This window comes from Microbulbifer maximicatervae (SeqCode) (genome assembly GCF_052467825.1).
The window spans coordinates 1,358,562-1,379,321 of the sequence record NZ_CP174327.1 but is presented as its reverse complement, the minus strand read 5'-3'; the positions used below and the strand labels follow the sequence as shown (position 1 = coordinate 1,379,321).

The 20,760-nt window shown below is 50.0% G+C and carries 13 protein-coding genes; 12 read left to right on the top strand and 1 reads right to left on the bottom strand.

From position 1 onward, the window contains the following. Nucleotides 1-4: 4 nt before the first annotated feature. From ACJJII_RS06165 to ACJJII_RS06150, 4 genes are read left to right on the top strand one after another with little or no spacing between them, the layout of a single operon-like run. Nucleotides 5-982, top strand: a complete 978-nt coding sequence (locus ACJJII_RS06165) for an SDR family NAD(P)-dependent oxidoreductase (RefSeq protein ID WP_444918635.1) — start codon at nucleotides 5-7, stop codon at nucleotides 980-982. Beyond that, nucleotides 972-4,103 carry a glycosyltransferase family 4 protein gene (locus tag ACJJII_RS06160; RefSeq protein WP_444918634.1) on the top strand — a complete coding sequence of 1,044 codons (3,132 nt, stop codon included), beginning with the start codon at nucleotides 972-974 and terminating at the stop codon, nucleotides 4,101-4,103. Before ACJJII_RS06165 ends, ACJJII_RS06160 begins: the two co-directional genes overlap by 11 nt. A 13-nt stretch (nucleotides 4,104-4,116) precedes the next feature. Next, nucleotides 4,117-6,219 (top strand): glycosyltransferase, encoded by a 2,103-nt coding sequence (locus tag ACJJII_RS06155; RefSeq protein WP_413663862.1) that lies wholly within the window; start codon nucleotides 4,117-4,119, stop codon nucleotides 6,217-6,219. After that, entirely contained in the window at nucleotides 6,216-7,454 is a 1,239-nt protein-coding gene (locus ACJJII_RS06150) for a glycosyltransferase family 2 protein (protein ID WP_444918633.1), read from the top strand. The genes ACJJII_RS06155 and ACJJII_RS06150 overlap by 4 nt, the downstream gene beginning before the upstream one ends. Nucleotides 7,455-7,524: 70 nt before the next feature. Here the strand turns inward: ACJJII_RS06150 and ACJJII_RS06145 are convergent, their stop codons facing one another. After that, nucleotides 7,525-10,878, bottom strand: a complete 3,354-nt coding sequence (locus ACJJII_RS06145) for an amidohydrolase family protein (protein ID WP_444918632.1) — start codon at nucleotides 10,876-10,878, stop codon at nucleotides 7,525-7,527. A gap of 226 nt (nucleotides 10,879-11,104) precedes the next feature. Here ACJJII_RS06145 and glmU point away from each other — a divergent pair, with 226 nt between their 5' ends. The 8 genes from glmU (at nucleotide 11,105) to ACJJII_RS06105 (ending at nucleotide 20,749) form a co-directional block, all read left to right on the top strand. Then, nucleotides 11,105-12,466 carry a bifunctional UDP-N-acetylglucosamine diphosphorylase/glucosamine-1-phosphate N-acetyltransferase GlmU gene (gene glmU / locus ACJJII_RS06140; protein WP_444918631.1) on the top strand — a complete coding sequence of 454 codons (1,362 nt, stop codon included), beginning with the start codon at nucleotides 11,105-11,107 and terminating at the stop codon, nucleotides 12,464-12,466. 125 nt (nucleotides 12,467-12,591) lie between these two features. Further along, entirely contained in the window at nucleotides 12,592-13,683 is a 1,092-nt protein-coding gene (gene pdhA, locus ACJJII_RS06135) for a pyruvate dehydrogenase (acetyl-transferring) E1 component subunit alpha (protein WP_444918630.1), read from the top strand. Beyond that, nucleotides 13,683-14,678, top strand: a complete 996-nt coding sequence (locus ACJJII_RS06130; RefSeq protein WP_444918629.1) for an alpha-ketoacid dehydrogenase subunit beta — start codon at nucleotides 13,683-13,685, stop codon at nucleotides 14,676-14,678. The genes pdhA and ACJJII_RS06130 overlap by 1 nt, the downstream gene beginning before the upstream one ends. After that, complete coding sequence (locus ACJJII_RS06125; protein ID WP_444918628.1) at nucleotides 14,675-15,892, top strand: dihydrolipoamide acetyltransferase family protein; 1,218 nt, start codon at nucleotides 14,675-14,677, stop codon at nucleotides 15,890-15,892. Before ACJJII_RS06130 ends, ACJJII_RS06125 begins: the two co-directional genes overlap by 4 nt. Before the next feature lie 123 nt (nucleotides 15,893-16,015). Next, nucleotides 16,016-16,840 (top strand): DeoR/GlpR family DNA-binding transcription regulator, encoded by an 825-nt coding sequence (locus ACJJII_RS06120; RefSeq protein WP_444918627.1) that lies wholly within the window; start codon nucleotides 16,016-16,018, stop codon nucleotides 16,838-16,840. A gap of 2 nt (nucleotides 16,841-16,842) precedes the next feature. Beyond that, nucleotides 16,843-18,672: a glutamine--fructose-6-phosphate transaminase (isomerizing) gene (glmS, locus tag ACJJII_RS06115; protein ID WP_444915136.1), complete on the top strand. Its 1,830-nt coding sequence runs from the start codon at nucleotides 16,843-16,845 to the stop codon at nucleotides 18,670-18,672. 24 nt (nucleotides 18,673-18,696) lie between these two features. Further along, nucleotides 18,697-19,575 carry an alpha/beta fold hydrolase gene (locus ACJJII_RS06110; RefSeq protein ID WP_444911820.1) on the top strand — a complete coding sequence of 293 codons (879 nt, stop codon included), beginning with the start codon at nucleotides 18,697-18,699 and terminating at the stop codon, nucleotides 19,573-19,575. A gap of 157 nt (nucleotides 19,576-19,732) precedes the next feature. Beyond that, nucleotides 19,733-20,749 carry a zinc-binding alcohol dehydrogenase family protein gene (locus ACJJII_RS06105; protein ID WP_444918626.1) on the top strand — a complete coding sequence of 339 codons (1,017 nt, stop codon included), beginning with the start codon at nucleotides 19,733-19,735 and terminating at the stop codon, nucleotides 20,747-20,749. Nucleotides 20,750-20,760: the final 11 nt, after the last annotated feature.

The following is a 20,760-nucleotide window of genomic DNA, read 5'->3' as shown; positions in this document are numbered from 1 at the left end:
AGCTATGTCTACGCGAATCCTTATTACTGGTGGATGTGGATTTATAGGTTCAAATTTAGTCAAATATCTCAGTACTTTGAGTATATATGACGAAATTTTAGTTTTAGATAATGAGGTCACTGGCACTACCGCAGCATTAGCCGGAATACCTCACCAATTTATTAGAGGAGATGTTAGGAATCAACGGGATGTAGATGAAGCTGTAAAGCAAGCTGATGCTGTTATACATTTAGCTGCAGATACACGTGTTATTAATTCAATAAATAACCCCGTCTATAATTTTGAAGTAAATGTACAGGGGACTGTCAATCTTCTGGAAGCAATGCGAAGGTATGAGGTTAAACATCTCATTAATGCTTCTACAGGTGGGGCGATCATTGGAGAAGCTGATCCACCAGTACACGAATTAATGCCAGTAAATCCCGCATCGGCTTATGGTGCGTCTAAGGCTGCAGCAGAGGCCTACTGTTCTGCATATTCTCAAAGTTATGGATTATCAATAACTTCTTTACGATTCTCTAATGTTTATGGTCCGCTTTCCTTTCACAAAGGAAGTGTGATAGCAGCCTTTATTAAAAATATTCTGAAAGGACAGGTCTGTGATGTCTACGGAGATGGCTATCAGACTAGAGACTTTATTTTTGTAGGCGATCTCTGCCAGGGAATAATTAGGGCTCTGGAAAAGAGAGAAAATGGGGTATTTCAGCTGGGTAGCGGCCAGCCGACGTCAATTAACGAAGTAATTAGTTTACTAAGGGATGTCTCGGGCTGCCATGAAGATCTTGAAATAGCTAACCACCCTTTCAGGGCAGGTGAAGTGCGCCATAACTATACGGATATTACTAAAGCAAAACAGTACTTGGGCTTTAGGCCGGAGGTATCATTAAGAGACGGTATTCAAATTACATGGGATTACTTTGTCAATAAGGAGGATGTTCTGAAGCCTAGCCTCTCGCAGAGGGCCCTACAGAATGCAGATTGACAAATTTTCAGTAGAATCATTCCCTGATTTAAATACTTATGCAGGTTTTGAGTCGGACCAGAAGCTCAGAGTTTGTATAGCCACAGAAGAAATCCTAGGTCCGGTGAGAAATGGAGGGATTGCTTCAACCTACTATCACCTAGCGAAAGGACTGGCAGCACATGGGCACGAAGTACATGTGCTCTACTTAAAAGGTGAAACAGTTGAGAATGAAACACCTGAGTATTGGGTTGAGGAATATTCCAATTTTGGTGTTTCACTGCACTATTTGGTGCACACGGATGAAACAATAATCGGCCCCTCACAGAGTTGGCAGCGACGATATAGTGCTGCATACCGCTGGTTAATTGAACAGAGATGTTTTGATGTTATCCACACTTCCGAATGGCGAGGTGGATTAATTTATGCGTTGATGGTTAAGAAGTTGGGTTTGGCGTTTAAAGATACATTATTTATTGTAAAGACATCGTCCCCGCACCTCTGGAATCGTCATTATCAAATGCAGCCATTGGTAAAAAGGGAGCTGTTACCAGCGAGTTTTGCTGAACAGAAATGTGTTGAATTTGCCGATATGGTAATTGGTGGTAGCGCACATCTACTTTGCTTTATGCGCTATGTCGGCTATAAGCTGCCAACATCAACTTATGTTCAGCCAAATATTCTCGATTTTTCTGAAGTTCCCGTTGATGATAAACGCATTAATCGACAGCCTGGTGATGTAGTTCGCACTAACGAATTGACCTTCTTTGGTCGTTTGGAAATGCGGAAGGGATTGGAGCTCTTTTGTACGGCTCTAGATTTGCTTGAGCGGACGGGAAATTGTCCTACCAGAGTTAATTTCTTAGGTAAATATGGTGAAGCCTTACCTAATCAAAACAATGAGAAGGTTGCGGACTATATTGAGCGAAAAGCATCTACCTGGAGTTTTGAAGTCAATTGCATCACAGATTATAACCAGCCGGAAGCTCTCTCGTTTTTATGTTCCAGGGATATGATAGCGGTAATGCCCTCCCTGATTGAAAACTCCACCATGGCAGTATATGAAACACTAGAGAATAATATTCCTTTTATTGCAACGCGAGTAGGGGGAACTCCAGAACTTATCGCAAAAGAAGACCATGAAAGTTGTCTTATCGCACCCTACGCTTTTGAGCTTGCGAAAAGGCTAGAAGAGGTACTGAAGAATGGGCATAGGATTGCGCATTCCAGTTTTGATAACAATTATAACCTTCAAGTTTGGTATGGTTTTCATGCCTACTTAGCAGATCTTTTTAAGCAGTATAGTGGCGCTGAAGCGATCACCAAGATTACAGGCTCTCCCACCTTAATAGCTTCTAATGAGATGGAGCTACCGACCCTAGAAGTGGTTGTTCTATTGCGGGATACTGAGAGTGTTATGGAGTTTTCTGAGGCACTTTTAGTTGATAGGCCCGACTCCATCAAATTTTTATTAATTGATCCCTATCTTGAAAATATTGCTGAGAGAGCTTCTAACTTTCTATTGGAAGCCGGTCTCAATTGTAGTTTGGTGGATTTCATTGGATTTCCAGCAGGGATTGCACTGGCAAAAAGTCTTTCTGAAAGTACTTTAGATGCTTGTATTCTCTGTGATGGTACATCCTCTCGGTTAGGTGGAAAATTTTGTGGTGAGTTACGCAAAACTCTTCAAATAAATCATGAATTCATAATCACTAGCTTTTTATCTCTACCTGAAAACAAGGTGGTAATGCCGATAGGTGTAGATATCGTGTCTGAGATCAGCTTTGGAAATGCTATAGGCACAAATATTATTTGTATTCCAAAACTGGTATCAAGCAAGGTGGGGTCAATACTCCCTTATGATATTCGCTACGGTTTGGTACAAGAATATATTTTAAGGGCGAACAAAGAATTTGGGTTTGAATTGATGGTTATTCCTGAGTGCCATCTTCGGAGCGATTACTATTTAGAAGAACTGGAAGAATCTCGAAATAACGCTAACTCAGTCTATCTTCGCTCAATGTCGTTGATTGAAAATGATAATATTGCCTATCGTAAACTAGCCCTTCTTCCTTCAGCTCAGCCTATTGGAGCTAAATTAAGACCAGCACTTTATCGGGATAAGAATCGTTTGGATGAGGAACCTGTGTGGCTTTTACATGCCGACCGGCCTCGTAAAATGAAAAACCGTAATCCGAGGGTGGTTGTAGGTTTGGACGAGAGAAATTCCCATTTGCTCTGTGTAGCCAAAGGTCCGGGAAATAGGCAATTAATCGTTAATGGCGAGCCCCAGTCAATTTCTTTGGAGCTACAAGATAATGAACTTACTTTACATAGATTCCCAATTCCAGATAAATGGGAAGAAGGTGAAAAATTTAATATTAAGTTTCTGTTAGAAGATCAAGAAATGACTTACACCCGTTTTATACGGGTTATAAAACTTTCTAAAAATGTATTTGCAGCTATCTCTGGAAGTCCAATACTTAATGAGGTAGCAGTTGAGGAGATATTTAACCAAAAATATACCTGGAGTTTCCTCTCTAAATCGGAAAATAACACAGCTGAAAGTACTCAAGGGATAGATACTGAAGATACCACTTTATATGGGCAAGATCACGCAGAGGTAGGAGAGTTTGTAGACAAGGATTATACAGTAGAAGGTAAGGATGAGCCTGAACATGATATTGCAAAAATTATCCATGAGCAGGGAAAAATCAATGAAACTGAATTTAAACCCAAGTTTAGTTTTCAGGCTGTGATTCAAAAATCAGGTACTACCTTGCAACGTATATTTAAGGGATATACTGGCTCACCTATTAAGGGGTCAATTCCACCGCGAGAGCTTTTTGCACTCGATCCACGGGTTCTTGAGGGATGGGCATGGGATAGAAGCAATATAGCTAAAAATTTAGTGATTGTCTTAGAGGTGAACGGAAATATTGTAGCTGAAGCCACGGCTAATCGTTATGTAGAACGTTTCGGTACTCGAAACCCGAAACTAGCTTGGTATGGATTCCGGTTCTCATTAACCCCTGAAATAAAGCAGGAAAACTCAGAAATTACCGTACGTGTTAAGGAAAATGGACTTGTCTTACGAAATGGCCGATTGCGTTATCTTAAACAAATGTTAGTCGCGATCTAAGGTGGCTTGAATAATGAAAGAGCTTCACGAGGATATACGCCTTGAAGCTGTTCAGAAATCTAAACGTATATGCATACTAACGGAGGATATATTTGGTCCAATAAAAAATGGTGGTATTGGAACGGCTTACTTTCATTTGGCTATTTTTCTACAGAGATCTGGTCACAAAGTCACCATCTGTTTCGTTAATGGTTTAGCAAAAAATCCTGTGAAAATGAAAATCACAAAAAAATTTTTTGCAAAACTCAATGTTGAATTTCATGGTGTTGCACCGCAAGCGCTAGCCAAAACGACAATGGCTCGTACTATGGCAATGCCCTATGCAGCCTATGAATGGCTCAAGCGAAATGATCGCTTTGATATTGTCCATGTTTCAGAATGGCGGGGAATGGGTTATATAGCGTTACTTGCCAAGAGTCTTGGTATTGCATTCCAAGATATACATTTTGCTGTTAAAGGTTCTTCCCCAACACTCTGGTCTGCCGAAGGTAATCAACAATTCCTTAAAGAGGAACGGCAATTGGGGTGGGTATTTATGGAGCGTAGAAGTGCCGAGATGGCAGATACTCTGATCTGTGGAAGTCAACACTTAGTCTGCTGGATGGAAAATAATAAATACCGCCTGCCTGAGCGCAGTTACTATTGGCCAAATGTATTTTTGGACGATCTTTTATCTGATAATGAAGCCATAAAAAGTAGTAATTTGGAGACAAAAGAATGGGTGTTTTTCGGGCGGCTTGAGCCTCGCAAGGGGATTATTCTTTTTGTAAATGCATTAAACACTCTTGCTAAAAGAGGAGTTAGATTACCATCGATTACTTTTTTGGGAGGACACTCTTATCGATTTGATGCGCGAAAATTCATAGAGGAAAACCAAAAGCATTGGAGTACAGACGTCTCCTTTATGAATGATTGTAATGCTATACAGGCTGTAGAGTATTTGAGTGGAGAAGGACGTTTGGCTGTTATTCCAGCTTTGTTAGAAAACTCTCCGATTTCTGTCTACGAATGCCTTGCAACTAAAGTACCATTTATTGCTGCTGATACTGGTGGTACTCGAGAGTTACTTGATGACGAAAATGGAAAAAAAATCCTCTTCAAGCCAAATCATATTGCTTTAGCGAGAAAGTTGGAATTACATGTAAAGAAACTTCCTGCACCGGGTATAAAACACCAGAGGCTTAAGAAGTCGCTAGATGTGTGGAATAAGTGGCATGGCCAAGAGCATTCAATTATTAAAAACGCCCGATCTTCCAATAGGCATGATCCCTTGGTTTCTATATGCGTAACTCATTTTGAGCGTCCAGACTTTCTCTATCAAGCGTTAAAAAGTGTTGAAGATCAGACTTATAAGAACATAGAAGTTATTGTGGTTGATGATGGTAGTCATTCACAAGAAGCGCTACACGCGCTGGAAATTATAGAAAGTCACTATCAGAAGAAGGGCTGGCAGTTTGTATACCAGGAAAACCGATATGTAGGGGCTGCTAGAAATACTGCAGCACAAAATGCAAGCGGAGATTATCTACTTTTTTTTGACGATGACAATGTCATGATGCCGGAAATGGTAGATAAGTTGGTTAGCGCGGCAACTTTTGCAGATATTGATTGCCTGACTTGTAGCTCTATCCGATTCAGCGGCAAGGGGGCACCTAATACTCCAGAAGGTATGCTCGGAACTCAAATTCGTTTTATGGGGCCAGCTAGAGCCTGGGCAACGAAAGTAAATATAGTCGGTGATGCGACGTGTCTGATAAAAGCTACTAAGTTTAGAGATCACGGAGGTTATACAGAGAGATATAGAACAGGTAAGGATGATATTGAATTCTATAGCAAGCTAATTTTAGCAAAGGAAAATGTATCCTATTATCCTGATCCTTTATATTACTATCGCACCGGTGACAACTCTATGAAATCCAGAAATCACCTTCAAGAAGAAGGAGATTTCAGGCAAATAAGTCCTTACCTTGAAGGGCTCGACTCGGAAGAGAAAAGCCTCCTACTACTAAGAAAACAGCAAAAAGAAGCCAAAAAAAATAAAGGGGGAAAATATAAGCCAGGGTTTTTAAAGCGAACGATTCGAAGGCTGCGTAAATTCGCTAGGGTGAAAGTTTGAAAGTAGTTAAGTACATTGAAAGTGCTAGTGAAACACGCTTCCCTCTTATTTGTATCTTCCGAGATGAATTGGATATTCTCCCAGCTTTTCTTGACCATTACCGGTCTTTAGGTGTGACATGTTTCCATTTGGTGGATACGGGAAGTAGCGATAACTCGGTAAGCTATCTACTGAAGCAGAATGATGTCCAGCTATACGAAGTTGATTGTGGCTACCCCCAGGCAAACGCAGGTGTAGATTGGGTTAACCGAATTGCCCGGAATTATTGCCAGGGAAAATGGACTCTTGTGGTAGATGCTGATGAGTTTCTCTGGTTACCTGAAATTTCAGGTAAAGCTTCCCTGAAAGTTATGACTCAGCTTATGCAGGGTGAATTAGCTTTTGCTCTATATACTCCACTAATAGATTTCTTTAGCGACAACCTTCAAGGGAATACATATGATATAAGAAATCTTTCCGAGTTAATGGAATCAACGCCTAACTATGTATCTTATAAAAGCTTTAAGAAAAAAAGCATATTAGCTTTTCCTTTTTTTGAAATTCGCTCCAAAGCCAGAGCGCAAATATCTGGTATTTCTGATTACTTTGTTAAATCCTATAAAATTCCGCTGGTTTATTGGCGGGCGGGTTTTCAATATTTACGTTCAACCCACTCATGTACGCCGGTTCCTCTCAGTAAAAATTGCGCTCATCTTCTCCATTTCAAATTTCGGTCAGGCTTTCAGCAAAGGCTGATTCGGGAATTGCAGAACCCTGACCGGATGAATGCTGATGTATATCGTATTTCCAAGGCCATCATTAAAAATCAGATAACTATCCCTCAATACACATCGGATCTGCGCAAGATAGATGGATTCGGGGAAAGCGATTGGCTAACAAAGATGGATTTTGATACTGATTGGCAGAACGAAAATAAGTCCAAAAGCCACTATTTCGAACTGCTCACACAGCAAAAGATAGCCTCTGAGAGCTTTCTCGCCGATAACTTAAACCGTATAACCAAGTCTTTTAGTTGGCGACTGAGCCGGCCTTTACGCAGATTTCTGTTTCATCGAGGCATATTACGACACGATCACTATCCAGAAAGGCTCGACCAGGATCATCCATTAGTGGATCAGACGATTGCCATCTATGAGTCATTTTGGTGGCTGGTTACAGGAATCTTTAGACTGCCTGTCGCAATCTATCGCGCCATTCTCTGGCATAAGCTGGGAGGACGTCGCCGGACCAGGTAGGGCTTTATACAAAAAAGGCAGGGGAGGTTTGTCCCCGGCCTTTTGTTTGCATCTCAGTTTGTGCCTGAGGTTAGTGTACCCAGTGGTGGCGTTCCATCTTCTCCTGTACCGCTTCTGCCGTAGGAGCGGGCATAGCGCTGATAGGCAGGCGTTCGTGGAAGAATGCCAAGCGTTCGCCAGCCCCTACTTCGTTCATGGTTTCCGCCTCAAACACACGGCCATTAATTACCGTGTAGGTAATGTTCTCTGACAGGCGCAGGTTATCCAAGGGGTTGCCGTCAACCACGATCAGGTCAGCCAGCTTACCAGCCTCAATGCTGCCGATATCACTGTCCATACCCAAGTAGCGGGCACCATCGATGGTACCGGCGCGGAAGGCTTCCCAGGGAGTAAAGCCGCCCTGCTCCATCATCCACATTTCCCAGTGGGCTCCAAGCCCTTCGCGCTGGCCGTGGGCGCCGATATGTACGGTGACACCTTCGTCGCGCAGCTGCTTGGCCTGACGGGCCACATTAAAGTGGTTGTAGTGGGCATCCGGCGCAGTGGGGCGACGGATAGAGCGGGGGTTAACGATAAAATCGGGGGTAAAGCGGGTCAGGCGCTCGTTCTTCCATACCTCCGTGCGGTCATACCAGTACTCCTCACCCCAGAGACCGCCATAGGCCACGACGAAGGTCGGTGTATAACCCACTTGGGTTTGGCTCCACAGCTGCTCCACATCGCCGTAGACATTGGCGATCGGCAGTGAGTGCTCGATACCGGTGTGCCCGTCCACAATCATGTTCATATTGTGCTGGTACTTACCGCCGCCCTCGGGCACTACCATAATGCCGGCTTCGCGGGCTGCCTGCAGCACTTGCTGGCGCTGGTCGCGGCGGGGCTGGTTGTAGCTCTTCACCGAGATGGCGCCCATTTCCTTGAGGCGGTTCACGTGGAACTGAGCGTCCTCCAGGGAGTTGATCTTGGCTTTGTAGCCTGGACCTTTGGCGCCATAGAGGATGGTGCCGGTGGAGAAAATACGCGGCCCAGTAATCAGGCCGGCCTTTTGCATTTCAGCGGCGGAGAAGATCTCGCTGCTGTCATTGGAGGGGTCGTGAATAGTAGTCACTCCAAATGCCAGGCTGGAGAACAGGTTCCAGTTCTGCTGCGGGATAATTTCTTCGCGACCCTGAGCACCGTGGGCATGAGCGTCAATAAGCCCCGGTAAAACGGTTTTGCCGGTGATATCGATACGCTTCGTTTCGGTGGGAATCTCCACTTCCGCTGCGGGTCCCACGGCGACAATACGGTTGCCCCGGAACAGAACCACACCATTGTCGATAATTTCACGGGTGTTTTCCGCATCGCGCATAGTGACAACCTTGCCGCCTGTGAGGGCAACGAGACCTGCGCGATTGTCGAAGGACTGTTCAAAGCTCAGGTCGATGCCTTCAGAAACTGGCTCTGGCAGTTCCTCCGGAGCGCCGGCGACAAATTCGAAGGCGTCCTTCAGTTCACGCTCGAACAGTTTGGGGCCGTGTGCCCAGCCCAAAGTGTCGCTATCGGCAGACCAATGCAGGTTTTCACCGGCTCGCTTGGATACCTGGGTGACTTTGACTGCTTTGCTATTGGGGCCGATAACCTCGGATTTGCCAGTATGCATAAAGGGCGCGACAAAGGCTTTGAAGTCCTGGGTGAAGGCAACCCACTTGCCGTCTGGAGACAGGCGGAAGGAAGTAATCTCAGCGCCGTGCAGGTGCTCGCGCTCATCCTTGCCTTCCAGGTTGGTGCTCTTCAGCACGCGCTTGCCGCCGTCAGCGTTTTGGTACTCGGAGAAATAGATACGATCTTCGCTGGCGCCGAAATGAGGCTCATAGCCAGACTTCACGACCCGGCGCTGCCAGTCGCCGTCGGCGTCTGCCAGGTAAATGCCCGGTTCCAGGGAGTACTCGGGGCTGAGCAGATAGCCGCCGGTAAAGCGACGGTAGGCCACTGCGTCACCACTTGGAGAAAAGCTTGGTTCAACGTACAGGCCCGGCTGCTTGGTGATGTTTTTACCGCGACCGTTGCGAGCGGAAACTACCCTCACATGGCCCAGGTTTTGGTCGTCCCAAGAGACATAGGTGATCTCGCGACCATCGCGGGACCAGCTGGGATAGAACTCAAAGTGGTCGTCCTGGCGGGTCAGACGACGACGCTCACCACTGGCGACATCCTGAATATAAATCTTGCCCAATGCCTGGAAAGCGACCTGCTTGCCGTTGGGGGATTTCTGCGCCCAGCGAATCATCTTCACATCAAAGGTTTCCGGCGCTACGTCTACCGGGAAGCGCACCGCATCCGCTACCTGTTTTTCAACTTTCACATGGGCCGCAATCGGTGCGACGCTGTCGCCGTTGATGGAGATGCGCAGGAATTTACCGCCAGTCCAAACGACCAATGATTCACCATCGGGCATCCAGTCGTATTGAACGTAGTTGCCATGGGGGCCAAAGATTTCCTGCAGGTCGCGTTCGAGGCCGGAGTAAACCGGTGTTTCCAGTCCTGTATCCAAATCTTTCAGGAACAGGGAGGTCTGGTTGTCCTGGCGGCGAATGAAGGCCAGTTTACTGCCATCCGGGGATGGTACAGGTGCCACTGCGCCACCGGGACCGGAGACAAAGGTCTCCTCTTCACCATCCTGGAGGTCATAGCGGTTGATGGCAAAAATTTCCTGGGTGGAGTTTTTGTTGTACTTCCACACTGTGCCGGGGGTGGTATCGATGGAGTAATAGACATAACGTCCATCTGGAGAGAAAGCTGGATCGGCAATATTTTTCTGGGCGATATCGCCACCGATGCGCTCTTTCAGTTGGCGACCTTCACCCCCACCGTAGTGGTACATCCAGATTTCACCGGCGGGGATACTGCGGCCAGACATAAAGCCTTTACGCGCTACCAGGTACTGGCCATCGGGGCTCCAGTTAGGTGAGTGCAGCAAGTTTTCCTTCTCTGTCGTGAGCTGGCGAAGGTTGTCGCCATTGCGATCCATCAACCAGATGTTGTCGGCGCCGTCACGGTCGCTGATAAACACGATGGTCTTGCCATCCGGGCTGAAGCGCGGCTGCATATTCCAGGCGATTTCATTGGTCAGGGCTACCGCCTCGCCGCCTGCTACCGGCACTGTGTAGATATCGCCGAGCATATCGAACAGGATGGTTTTGCCATCTGGGCTGATATCCAGGTTGCTCCAGGTGGTCTCGCGGGTGTCTAACTGGATCGGTTTGAATTCGTAGGGTGGCTTGTTGATATCCCAGGATTGGGCTTCCGCCTTTTCTACTTCCTTTTCTTTGGTAGCTTCGAGAGCGCTTTCGGCTTCTGCCACAGCACCCATCGGCAGGGTCAGTGCCAGGACAGCCAGAGCCAACAAATGGTGGCGCGGCTTGTTCTGCTTGGTGGTGTTCATTGAAATATCCCTCCGCCCGATTCTGTGTTTGGCGGCTATATTTGTTTTGTTGGGTTGAGTAACCGGTTGATTTCACAGGGGGTAAATTACCGGGATCAAAGCGGCGCAGCAATCTTAATGCGTTGAATACCAGGGCCCCGGGGCGAACTGTTGTTCGCTTGAGTAAACCGGGTCTAGTGGCCACAATGCACTCAAATTTTGTAGACGATTGGAATATCGACCCGTTATGACTATCGATGTTGTGATTTTGGCCGCTGGAAAAGGCACCCGCATGCACTCTGACCTGCCTAAAGTGCTGCATCATATTGGCGGTATTCCCATGCTTGAGCGGGTAATTGATACCGCCATGTTGTTGGGAGAGGTACAGATTACCGTGGTAATCGGGCATGGCGCAGACCTGATACGTGACCGCTTTGCTGATCGTGGTGTCAGGTTTGTGGAGCAGGAACAGCAATTGGGTACCGGGCATGCCGTGGCCCAGGCGGTGCCCTATTTCCGCGAAGGAGCCACCGTTTTGGTGCTCTATGGTGATGTGCCTCTGGTCAGGGCCGGCAGTTTGCAATCACTGCTATCGGCAGCGGATCACGGACCTGCCCTGCTGTCAGTTGAAATGGCAAATCCCGCCGGTTACGGGCGCATCGTGAGGGATAACAGCGGCTGTGTGCAGTCGATCGTTGAGGAAAAGGATGCCGATGCGGATACCCTGGCTATCCGTGAGGTCAATACCGGCATTTTGGCGACTCCTGGAGCACTGTTGGCTCGCTGGTTACCGGAGTTGTCCTGTGACAATGCTCAAGGTGAATACTACCTGACCGATATTATCGGTCGTTCGGTCAGTGAGGGGATTCCTGTAACGGGCGTAATTGCCAGTGATCCGCTGGAAGTAGCGGGAGTAAATAGCCGTGCGCAGCAGGCGCAGATGGAGCGCGCATTGCAGCATAACCATGCGACCAGTCTAATGAATGCGGGGGTGACTTTATTGGACCCCATGCGTATAGATGTTCGCGGCAGCCTGGAGTGCGATACCGATGTCTCTATCGATATTAACTGCATTTTCGAAGGGACAGTTTCACTGGGTAAGGGGGTACAAATTGGACCTAATTGTCTGCTAAAAAACTGTCGCCTGGCAGATGGCACCAAGGTAGAGGCCAACTCCATCATCGAAGGCGCTGAGATTGGTGAGGCTTGCACTATCGGTCCCTTTGCACGTTTGCGTCCGGGCACAGAGCTGGCCACCGGTGCCAAGGTGGGTAACTTTGTCGAAACCAAAAAAGCCAAAATTGGTGAGGGCAGTAAGGTTAATCATCTCTCTTATGTCGGTGATGCCCTGGTGGGCGAAGCGGTCAATATTGGTGCTGGCACCATTACCTGTAATTACGACGGTGTGAACAAGTCCCTGACCGAGATCGGCGATAAAGCTTTCATTGGCTCTAACACGGCTCTGGTAGCCCCGGTAACTGTGGGCGCCGGAGCCACAGTGGGTGCTGGCTCCACCATTACCCAGGCTGTGGGGAGCGAAGAGTTGGCGGTAGCGCGCAGCAAGCAGCGCAATATTACCGGCTGGCAACGTCCGAGTAAGAAAAGCTAAATAACCCTTACCGTAATTGGGTTGCCCCTCGGAAACTATAATTCCGGCGGGCCTTCCCTCTCCACGCCTGTTGATAGCCACCCTATCCATTAAACTTGCGCTTCGGGAACAAAAGGAATGGCCCGATGCACAAGCCCAGATTACAGCTGCTTGCCAGTTTTGATATTGCTTCGCTGCAATATTTGGATGAACAGGGACAGACGACCCAAGCCCTACCGGAATTTGCCACCCCGGATACCCTGATTGCTTACTACCGCCAGATGACGTTGGCTCGTATGGTGGATGATCGCGCGGTAAAAATGCAGCGTACCGGTCAACTTGGCACCTATCCCTCCAGCCTCGGCCAGGAAGCTATTGGTGTTGGTCTCGCAGCCGCCATGGCCAAAGAGGATATCTACTGCCCCAATTACCGGGAGACAGGCGCTCTTCTGGAGCGGGGCGTTACTATCGAGGAGATCTACGCAATCTGGGGGGGCGATGAGCGGGGGCAGAACTTTCGCCATAGCCGCGAAGATTTGCCCTTGAGTGTGCCTATAGCCACCCAGATGTTGCACGGTGCCGGTGTAGCCTTTGCCCTGAAATATAAACATGAGCATTTCGGTGAACCCATGCGCGTCGCTGTTTCGACCGGCGGCGATGGATCTACTTCGCGGGGAGACTTTTACGAGGCGATAAACCTGGCTGGGGATTGGCACCTGCCTTTGGTGATCGTTATCAACAACAATCAATGGGCTATTTCCCTACCGCGAGATGAGCAAACTGCCTGTAAGACCTTGGCACAGAAGGCTGTTGCCGCCGGAATACCTGGCTTGCAGGTAGACGGCAACGATGTGATTGCCGTTCGTGAGGCGGTGGGTGATGCCGTGGAGCGGGCGCGCAGTGGTGCTGGCCCAGCTCTGATCGAAGCGATCAGCTATCGCCTGTGTGACCACACCACCGCCGATGATGCCAGTCGCTACCAGCCCAAAAAAGATGTCAGTGAAGCCTGGTCCCGAGAGCCTCTGCGGCGCCTGCGATCCTACCTGGAAAACTGCGGTGCCTGGGATGATGCGCAGGAAGAAGAGCTGCAACGGGAGCTGACCCAGAAGCTGGAGAGAGCGGTCCATATCTACCGGGAAACCCCCAGAGATGCCGCCACGGCAATATTCGATCACCTCTATGCAAAGTTGCCGGAGCCTTTTCTGGAGCAGTATCAACAGTTGCAGGGAGATAGCTAATGGCTGAGATAACTTTGGTCGAAGCTGTCACCCAGGCTCTGGCTTACGAGATGCAAGCAGACCCGATGGTGGTTCTATTTGGTGAAGATGTTGGTCTGAACGGTGGCGTATTTCGCTCTACCGAGGGGTTGCAGGCCAGGTTTGGCCGGGACCGGGTGATGGATACCCCCTTAGCCGAGACCATGATTGCCGGAATGGCTGTCGGTATGGCGGTGCAGGGCCTGCGACCGGTGGCCGAATTCCAGTTTATGGGTTTTATCTATCCCGGTCTCGATCAGATCCTTAGCCACGCCTCGCGCTATCGCAATCGCACTCGCGGCCGCCTCTCCTGTCCGATTGTCTACCGGGCCCCCTATGGAGGTGGAATCCATGCACCGGAGCATCACTCTGAGAGCACCGAGGCCCTGTTCGCCCATATTCCAGGTCTGCGCCTTGTGGTGCCCTCCTCTCCTGCACGGGCCTACGGTTTACTATTGGCGGCGATTAGAGACCCGGACCCGGTAATTTTCCTGGAGCCTAAACGTATTTACCGAGCAGTTCGTCAGGAAGTGCCCGACTCTGGTGAAGCTCTACCGCTGGATCGCGCCTTTGTGTTGCGGGAGGGCTGCGATATTACGCTTATTGCCTGGGGCGCTTCCCTCAAAGAGACCCTGCAAGCCGCAGAGCAGCTCGCAGAGGAAGGGGTAGAGGCTGAGGTTATCGACCCGGCCACTCTGAAACCCCTGGATATCCACACGGTAATAGACTCCCTGGAGAAAACCGGGTGCTGTGTCGTTGTGCACGAGGCGGCCAGGTTCTGTGGCCTGGGTGCCGAGTTGGTCGCACAGATTAATGAGTATGCCTTCGATCTTTTAAAGGCACCGGTACAGAGGGTGACCGGTTTCGATACGGTGATGCCCTACTATCAACTGGAGGATGAGTATCTACCCGGAGTGCCGCGTATTTTGTCGGCCGTACAGGAAGTGCTGGACTACGCCAACGGAGGGCCACAATGAAGACTTTTACCCTTCCGGATCTCGGCGAAGGTCTGCCCGATGCGGTAGTGCGGGAGTGGCATGTCAAAGAGGGAGACACCATAGCCGCCCATGAAACTCTGGTGACAGTGGAAACCGCTAAGGCCTTGGTGGAAGTGCCGGCTCCTTGGGGCGGCACTATTGAGAAGCTATTTGCGGCAGTGGATGAGACTGTGAATGTTGGCGATCCCCTGGTGGGATTTATGGCCGAGGGAGAAGTCGCAGTTGAAAGCCCGCCCACTAAAGCTGAAGAATCGGAACAAGAGATTAGTCCTCGGGCCGACAGCGGCACGGTGGTGGGAAAAATAGAGCAAGGGCAAGGTGTGTTGGGGGCTGAGCGGGGGCCGGAGGTGGGCTTGAAGCGACTGGCCACCCCGAGAGTACGGGCCCTGGCCAGGCGTTTGGGGGTAGATTTACAGTCAATATCACCTGCGGGTGCACTGGTAACGGAAGCTCAGGTACGCACTGGGGCGGGGCCGGGAGCAAAGGCCAAAACTGTGGCGAAGGGGCAGCATCCATCACCTGCCCGCGCTTCTGCCGAACAAACTACAGCCGTTGCACCCCAATTCGATTCTGAGTCTGAAGTCATGACGCCTGCACGTCGCGCAATGGGTTTGTCCATGAGCCGAGCGCGGGATGAGGTAAAGCAGATAACGCTGTGTGACGATGCGGATATTTCCAACTGGTGGGGTAGTGCTCCGGCGCTGCTGCGATTGATTCGTGCAGTACAGGAAGCTTGTGAGGCGGAACCTACCCTCAATGCCCTGTATCAGGATGATAAGCTGGCGCCGCAGGGCAGTATCAATATTGGCTTGGCAGTGGACTCTCCGCGAGGGCTCTATGTGCCGGTACTCAGGGATGTCGCCCAGCGTACTGATGAAGATCTGCTCCAGCAGGTGGCGGACTTTAAACACCAGGCCCGCGAGACTGGGATCGCCCAGCGAGACCTCCAGGGGGCAAGCATACTTCTCTCCAACTTCGGCTCCATAGCCGGTCGTTATGCCACTCCGGTAGTCATGCCGCCCACTGTTGCCATTGTCGGTGCCGGGCGGGTGTGCCAGGGAGTTGTGGTGGTAAATCGATGGCCCGCACTTCGCCCCCTACTCCCTCTCTCTATCAGTGCCGATCACCGGGCCGTTACCGGTGGAGAGTTGGCGCGCTTTCTTCAGACAATGTTGGAAACTTTGTCTCTCTAGCAGACAGTCTGAGTGGGTCCTATACCGGTATCTAATCTGTTGAGTAGTGGTTGTTGATAAAAGTTGTGGGAACTTTAGTTTCGTTTTGCTATCTTTAAGTTTCGAAATGAAACTTATCTACCTATGTCCAAACGCAACACCCAACAGCGCCGCCACGGTATTCTCCACTTGCTAAATGAAGTAGGAGAGACCACTGTCGAGCAATTGGCGCGGCAGTTCGAAACTTCGGAAGTTACGATTCGAAAGGATCTGACGGCAATGGAAAATCACGGCTTGTTGCTGCGCCGCCACGGTGGTGCTATCCCAGTGCCGAGGGAGTTGGTCCATGAAGAAGGGCCCTCAGGGAGCAAGCGGGCCATTGGCCGAGCCGCTGCTGAGCTGATACCGGATCACCACCGGATTGTGATCGATTACGGTCGTACCACGGCGGCAATGATTCCAGAGCTTGAAAGCAAACGGGGTCTGGTGGTGATGACTAACTCGCTGCATGTGGCCAATGCACTGCGCGAACTTGAAAACGAACCGACGCTGTTGATGACCGGAGGCACCTGGGACCCACACTTTGAGGCCTTCCAGGGGCAGGTTGCAGAACAGGTACTGAGAGGATACGACTTCGATCGCGCTTTTATTGGTGCCGATGGAATCGATTTGCAACGCGGTACCTGTACGTTTAATGAACAAATTGGCCTCTCCCGTGTAATGGCGGAAGTTGCGCGGGAAGTGGTTGTACTGGCGGAGTCCAGTAAAGTAGGGAAGCGGATTCCCAATCTGGAATTGTCCTGGGAGCAGGTCGATATCCTGGTAACTGATGATGGCCTGGCAGATGCCGTGGGCCAAAAACTGGAGCAGCTGGGTATCCAGCTCATTTGTGCCGCTGAAGATAGGAGCAGAGGCGCTCAGCCTGAAATTTTAATGGGCGGCGAGACTCCCGGGTTAATGAGGAAATAATTATGTGCGGAATCGTAGGTGCGCTGGCACAGCGCAATGTGACGGGGATTCTTCTGGAAGGGCTGCGCCGCTTGGAGTACCGCGGTTACGACTCAGCCGGAGTCTGCTTAAGCAGTGGAGATGGCCAGCTGCAATTGCGCAAAAGCCTGGGCAAGGTCGCAGATTTGGAGGCCAAATTAAGTGAGGAGAGCGCCGAGGGCCATATTGGCATTGCCCATACGCGTTGGGCTACCCACGGTGTTCCCTCCGATGAAAATGCCCATCCCCATCTGTCAGGCCATATCGCTCTGGTTCACAACGGCATTATCGAAAACCATCAGGAATTGCGTTCAGAGCTTCAGGGAAAAGGTTATGAGTTTGAGTCTGAAACCGATACTGAAGTTGTGGTTCACCTTATTCACTCATTAAGTTCTGAGGGCCGCAGCCTGGTCGACTCTGTGACTGAAGCCACGCATATACTGGAAGGTGCCTACGCCCTCGCGGTTGTTAGTCATGAAGAGCCGGAAGTTTTGGCCTGTGCCCGCTCTGGTAGTCCGCTGGTCCTGGGAGTGGGTATTGAAGAGAACTTTATTGCCTCTGACCCTATGGCCCTGCGGCAGGTGACTGATCGCTTTATATTCCTCGAAGAGGGCGATGTGGCGGAAGTGCGTCGCGGTGGCATCGCAGTTCGAGACAAGTTGGGAGAGGAAGTCAGTCGCCCGGTGCACAAGTTGACCGGCGGTCATGAAGCTACCGATAAAGGGCGCTACCGCCACTTTATGCAGAAAGAGATTTTCGAGCAGCCCCAGGTGGTCGCAGCCACTCTGGCGGGCCGTATCGGTGAGCGCTCGGTGTTGGCCCAGGCCCTTGGTGCCCGCGCCCAGGAGATTTTGCCCAAGGTGCAGCAGGTACAGATAGTAGCCTGTGGCACCAGTTACCATGCGGGAATGGTAGCCCGCTATTGGCTGGAGGACTGGGCCGGTATTCCCTGCTCGGTGGAGGTGGCCAGTGAACTGCGCTACCGCAAGAAAGTGGTGCGCCCGGGAACCCTGTTTGTGAGTATTTCCCAATCCGGGGAAACGGCCGATACCCTCGCCGCCCTGCGCCAGGGCAAGGACCTGGGCTATCTGGCCTCCATGACCATCTGCAATGTGCCCAATAGCTCATTGGTGCGAGAATCTGAGCTATCGCTAATGACTGAGGCGGGCCCCGAGATTGGTGTGGCCTCGACCAAGGCCTTTACGACCCAATTGGTAGCATTACAACTGTTCTGTATCGCCCTCGCCAAGGTCAACGGCCTGTCGGCGGAGCGTGAAGCTGAGCTGGTCAGCGCCTTGCACCAGTTACCTGAGCTAATGGAGAGTTTTACCGGTCTGGATAAGGTGGTTAAAAACACCAGCAAGGCCTTTGCAGAGAAGAACCACGCGCTTTTCTTGGGGCGTGGTGTCGAATTCCCCATTGCTCTGGAAGGTGCTCTAAAACTGAAGGAAATTTCCTATATCCACGCAGAGGCCTATCCTGCCGGTGAATTGAAGCACGGCCCCCTGGCACTGGTGGACGGCGATATGCCCGTGGTTGTCGTTGCCCCCAATGATGAGCTGCTGGAAAAACTCAAATCCAATTTGCAGGAAGTGCGTGCGCGGGGTGGGCAACTGTTTGTTTTCGCCAGCCCCAAGGCCGGATTTACCAGTGAAGAAGGTGTTACCGTGGTGGAAGTTCCAGATTCCCCAGAGAGTCTGGCGCCGATTCTCTACACCGTGCCGCTGCAGCTATTGAGTTACCATGTGGCGTTGCTGAAAGGTACTGATGTGGATCAACCCAGAAACCTGGCTAAATCAGTCACGGTTGAATAACCGTTTACCTGCCGCAAAAGGTTTATGCACAAGCGAGTAAAGCTGTGTGAATTTACTACCTCTGATAGCGTCACCCTGCGCTATCTAGAGGCCGGCAGCGGCCCCATATTATTGATGCTACACGGCTGGTCCCAGGGGGCGGTGTTGTATAAACATCAGCTTGCTGGGCTCAGCGATCAGTTTCGTGTGATCGCGCTGGATATGCGTGGTCATGGTCAGTCTGACAAGCCCAATCATGGCTATCGAATTTCCCGCCTCGCCAAGGACTTGCAAGAGCTGATCTCAAGTCTGCAACAGGAACCCCTTCATTTACTCGGCCACTCCGCCGGCTGCTCGGTGATATGGAGCTACCTGGAAATGTTTGGTGGGGATAGGGTCAGTGCACTAGTGCTAATCGATGAACCCCCCTGTCTACTGGCAGATCCCGCCTGGAGTGAAGCGGAGCGATTGGCAGCTGGAGGCATACTGACCCCGGAGAGCCTCTTCCAGTTTGTGGATAACTTGGTTGGAAAAAAAGGTGCTGAGGCCACCCGCCAAATTCTTATGTCTATGGTCACGCCTTTAATGGGGAAAACCCAACGGGATGAGCTGGTTGCGGTTAACCTGCAGTGTCCCCGTCGCTGGGCTGCAAAGCTTTTTGTGGATAACGTAACAAAGGACTGGCGGGATTTTATCCCCAGGATTGATAAGCCGACGCTAGTGGCTTTCGGTCGTGCCAGTCCACACCCAGTAGAGTGCCAGCAGTGGATTCACCAGCAAGTTGCGGGCTCCAGGCTTGAGATCTTTGATGTGGCGGAAGGAGGAAGCCATTTCCTGTTTCTGGAAGCAGCTCAAAGATTTAATGCCTTGGTGAGTAAATTTCTTCTCAAGTTTTCCACAGATAGCCATTTCCCCGTGCCCTAGTTCAGCTTTGTGGATAACTGTGGATAGAGTTATCCATAGTTACTGGAATTTAAAAAAATAATTGAAACAGCTTCTGCAAGAAGGCAGTTTTTCCTGTGGATATTCCTTTTTAAGATACCTTCACACTAGTTACCCCATTTGGAAAAGGATAAAACTGATGATGAAGGCCGTCGGTTATCAACAGTCTCTGCCAAGCAGTGATAAAGAAGCGCTACAGGATATAACCCTCCCCATACCGCAAGTCTCCGGCCAGGATCTGCTTGTAGAAGTACAGGCCGTTTCAGTTAACCCGGTAGATACTAAGGTGAGGCAGCGGGCCAGCCCGGATACCGGTCAGTGGAAGGTACTTGGCTGGGATGCTGTGGGCATAGTGAAAGCGGTAGGCCCGGAAGCGGGACTCTTTAAGGTTGGCGATCGGGTTTGGTATGCGGGCGATATCTCCCGTTCGGGCAGCAATGCCCAGTACCATCTGGTGGATGAGAGAATCGTTGGTACTGCCCCCAAGACGGTTGGCTGTGCCGAGGCAGCGGCGCTGCCTCTCACTGCGATTACCGCTTGGGAAATGCTATTCGACCGCCTGCAAGTTGCGGTGGGTAAAGGGGCAAACAACAAGTCACTGCTGATCATTGGTGCCGCTGGTGGCGTAGGTTCGATTATGGTCCAGTTGGCTCGTCGTCTGACCAATTTGACTGTGATAGGTACTGCCTCCCGCCCCGAAACCAAAAGCTGGCTTGAAGAGCTTGGAAGCCACCATGTGATCAATCATCGGCAGTCTCTTAGCGAACAGTTAAGTCGCGAGGGTATCGATGGCGTCGACTATGTTGTTAGCCTCACTAATACCGAAGAGCACTTGACGGAAATTATCAAAAGTATCAGACCTCAAGGCAAGTTTGGTTTGATTGACGACCCCGCCTCCTTGGATGTTATGGCACTGAAGCAGAAGAGTCTGTCCCTGCACTGGGAGTTTATGTTTACTCGCGCGCTGTTTTCTACCGAGGATATGGTTGCCCAGCATGTTCTGTTGAATGAACTTGCGGAATTAATTGACCAGGGATTAATTAAAACCACTATGGGGCAGAATTTTGGGAAAATAAATGCAAATAACCTTTTAAAAGCACATCAGCTTATCGAATCCCAGGCTGCAAAAGGAAAGATAGTCCTGGAAGGTTTTTGATAGAGTAAACT

Excerpts from the sequence above, each read along its gene's own strand:
- pdhA (WP_444918630.1), top strand. The coding sequence starts at position 12,592 with ATGCACAAGCCCAGATTACAGCTGCTTGCCAGTTTTGATATTGCTTCG.
- ACJJII_RS06165 (WP_444918635.1), top strand. The coding sequence starts at position 5 with ATGTCTACGCGAATCCTTATTACTGGTGGATGTGGATTTATAGGTTCA.
- ACJJII_RS06105 (WP_444918626.1), top strand. The coding sequence starts at position 19,733 with ATGATGAAGGCCGTCGGTTATCAACAGTCTCTGCCAAGCAGTGATAAA.
- ACJJII_RS06130 (WP_444918629.1), top strand. The coding sequence starts at position 13,683 with ATGGCTGAGATAACTTTGGTCGAAGCTGTCACCCAGGCTCTGGCTTAC.
- glmU (WP_444918631.1), top strand. The coding sequence starts at position 11,105 with ATGACTATCGATGTTGTGATTTTGGCCGCTGGAAAAGGCACCCGCATG.
- glmS (WP_444915136.1), top strand. The coding sequence starts at position 16,843 with ATGTGCGGAATCGTAGGTGCGCTGGCACAGCGCAATGTGACGGGGATT.
- ACJJII_RS06155 (WP_413663862.1), top strand. The coding sequence starts at position 4,117 with ATGAAAGAGCTTCACGAGGATATACGCCTTGAAGCTGTTCAGAAATCT.
- ACJJII_RS06145 (WP_444918632.1), bottom strand. The coding sequence starts at position 10,878 with ATGAACACCACCAAGCAGAACAAGCCGCGCCACCATTTGTTGGCTCTG.
- ACJJII_RS06160 (WP_444918634.1), top strand. The coding sequence starts at position 972 with ATGCAGATTGACAAATTTTCAGTAGAATCATTCCCTGATTTAAATACT.
- ACJJII_RS06110 (WP_444911820.1), top strand. The coding sequence starts at position 18,697 with ATGCACAAGCGAGTAAAGCTGTGTGAATTTACTACCTCTGATAGCGTC.
- ACJJII_RS06120 (WP_444918627.1), top strand. The coding sequence starts at position 16,016 with ATGTCCAAACGCAACACCCAACAGCGCCGCCACGGTATTCTCCACTTG.
- ACJJII_RS06125 (WP_444918628.1), top strand. The coding sequence starts at position 14,675 with ATGAAGACTTTTACCCTTCCGGATCTCGGCGAAGGTCTGCCCGATGCG.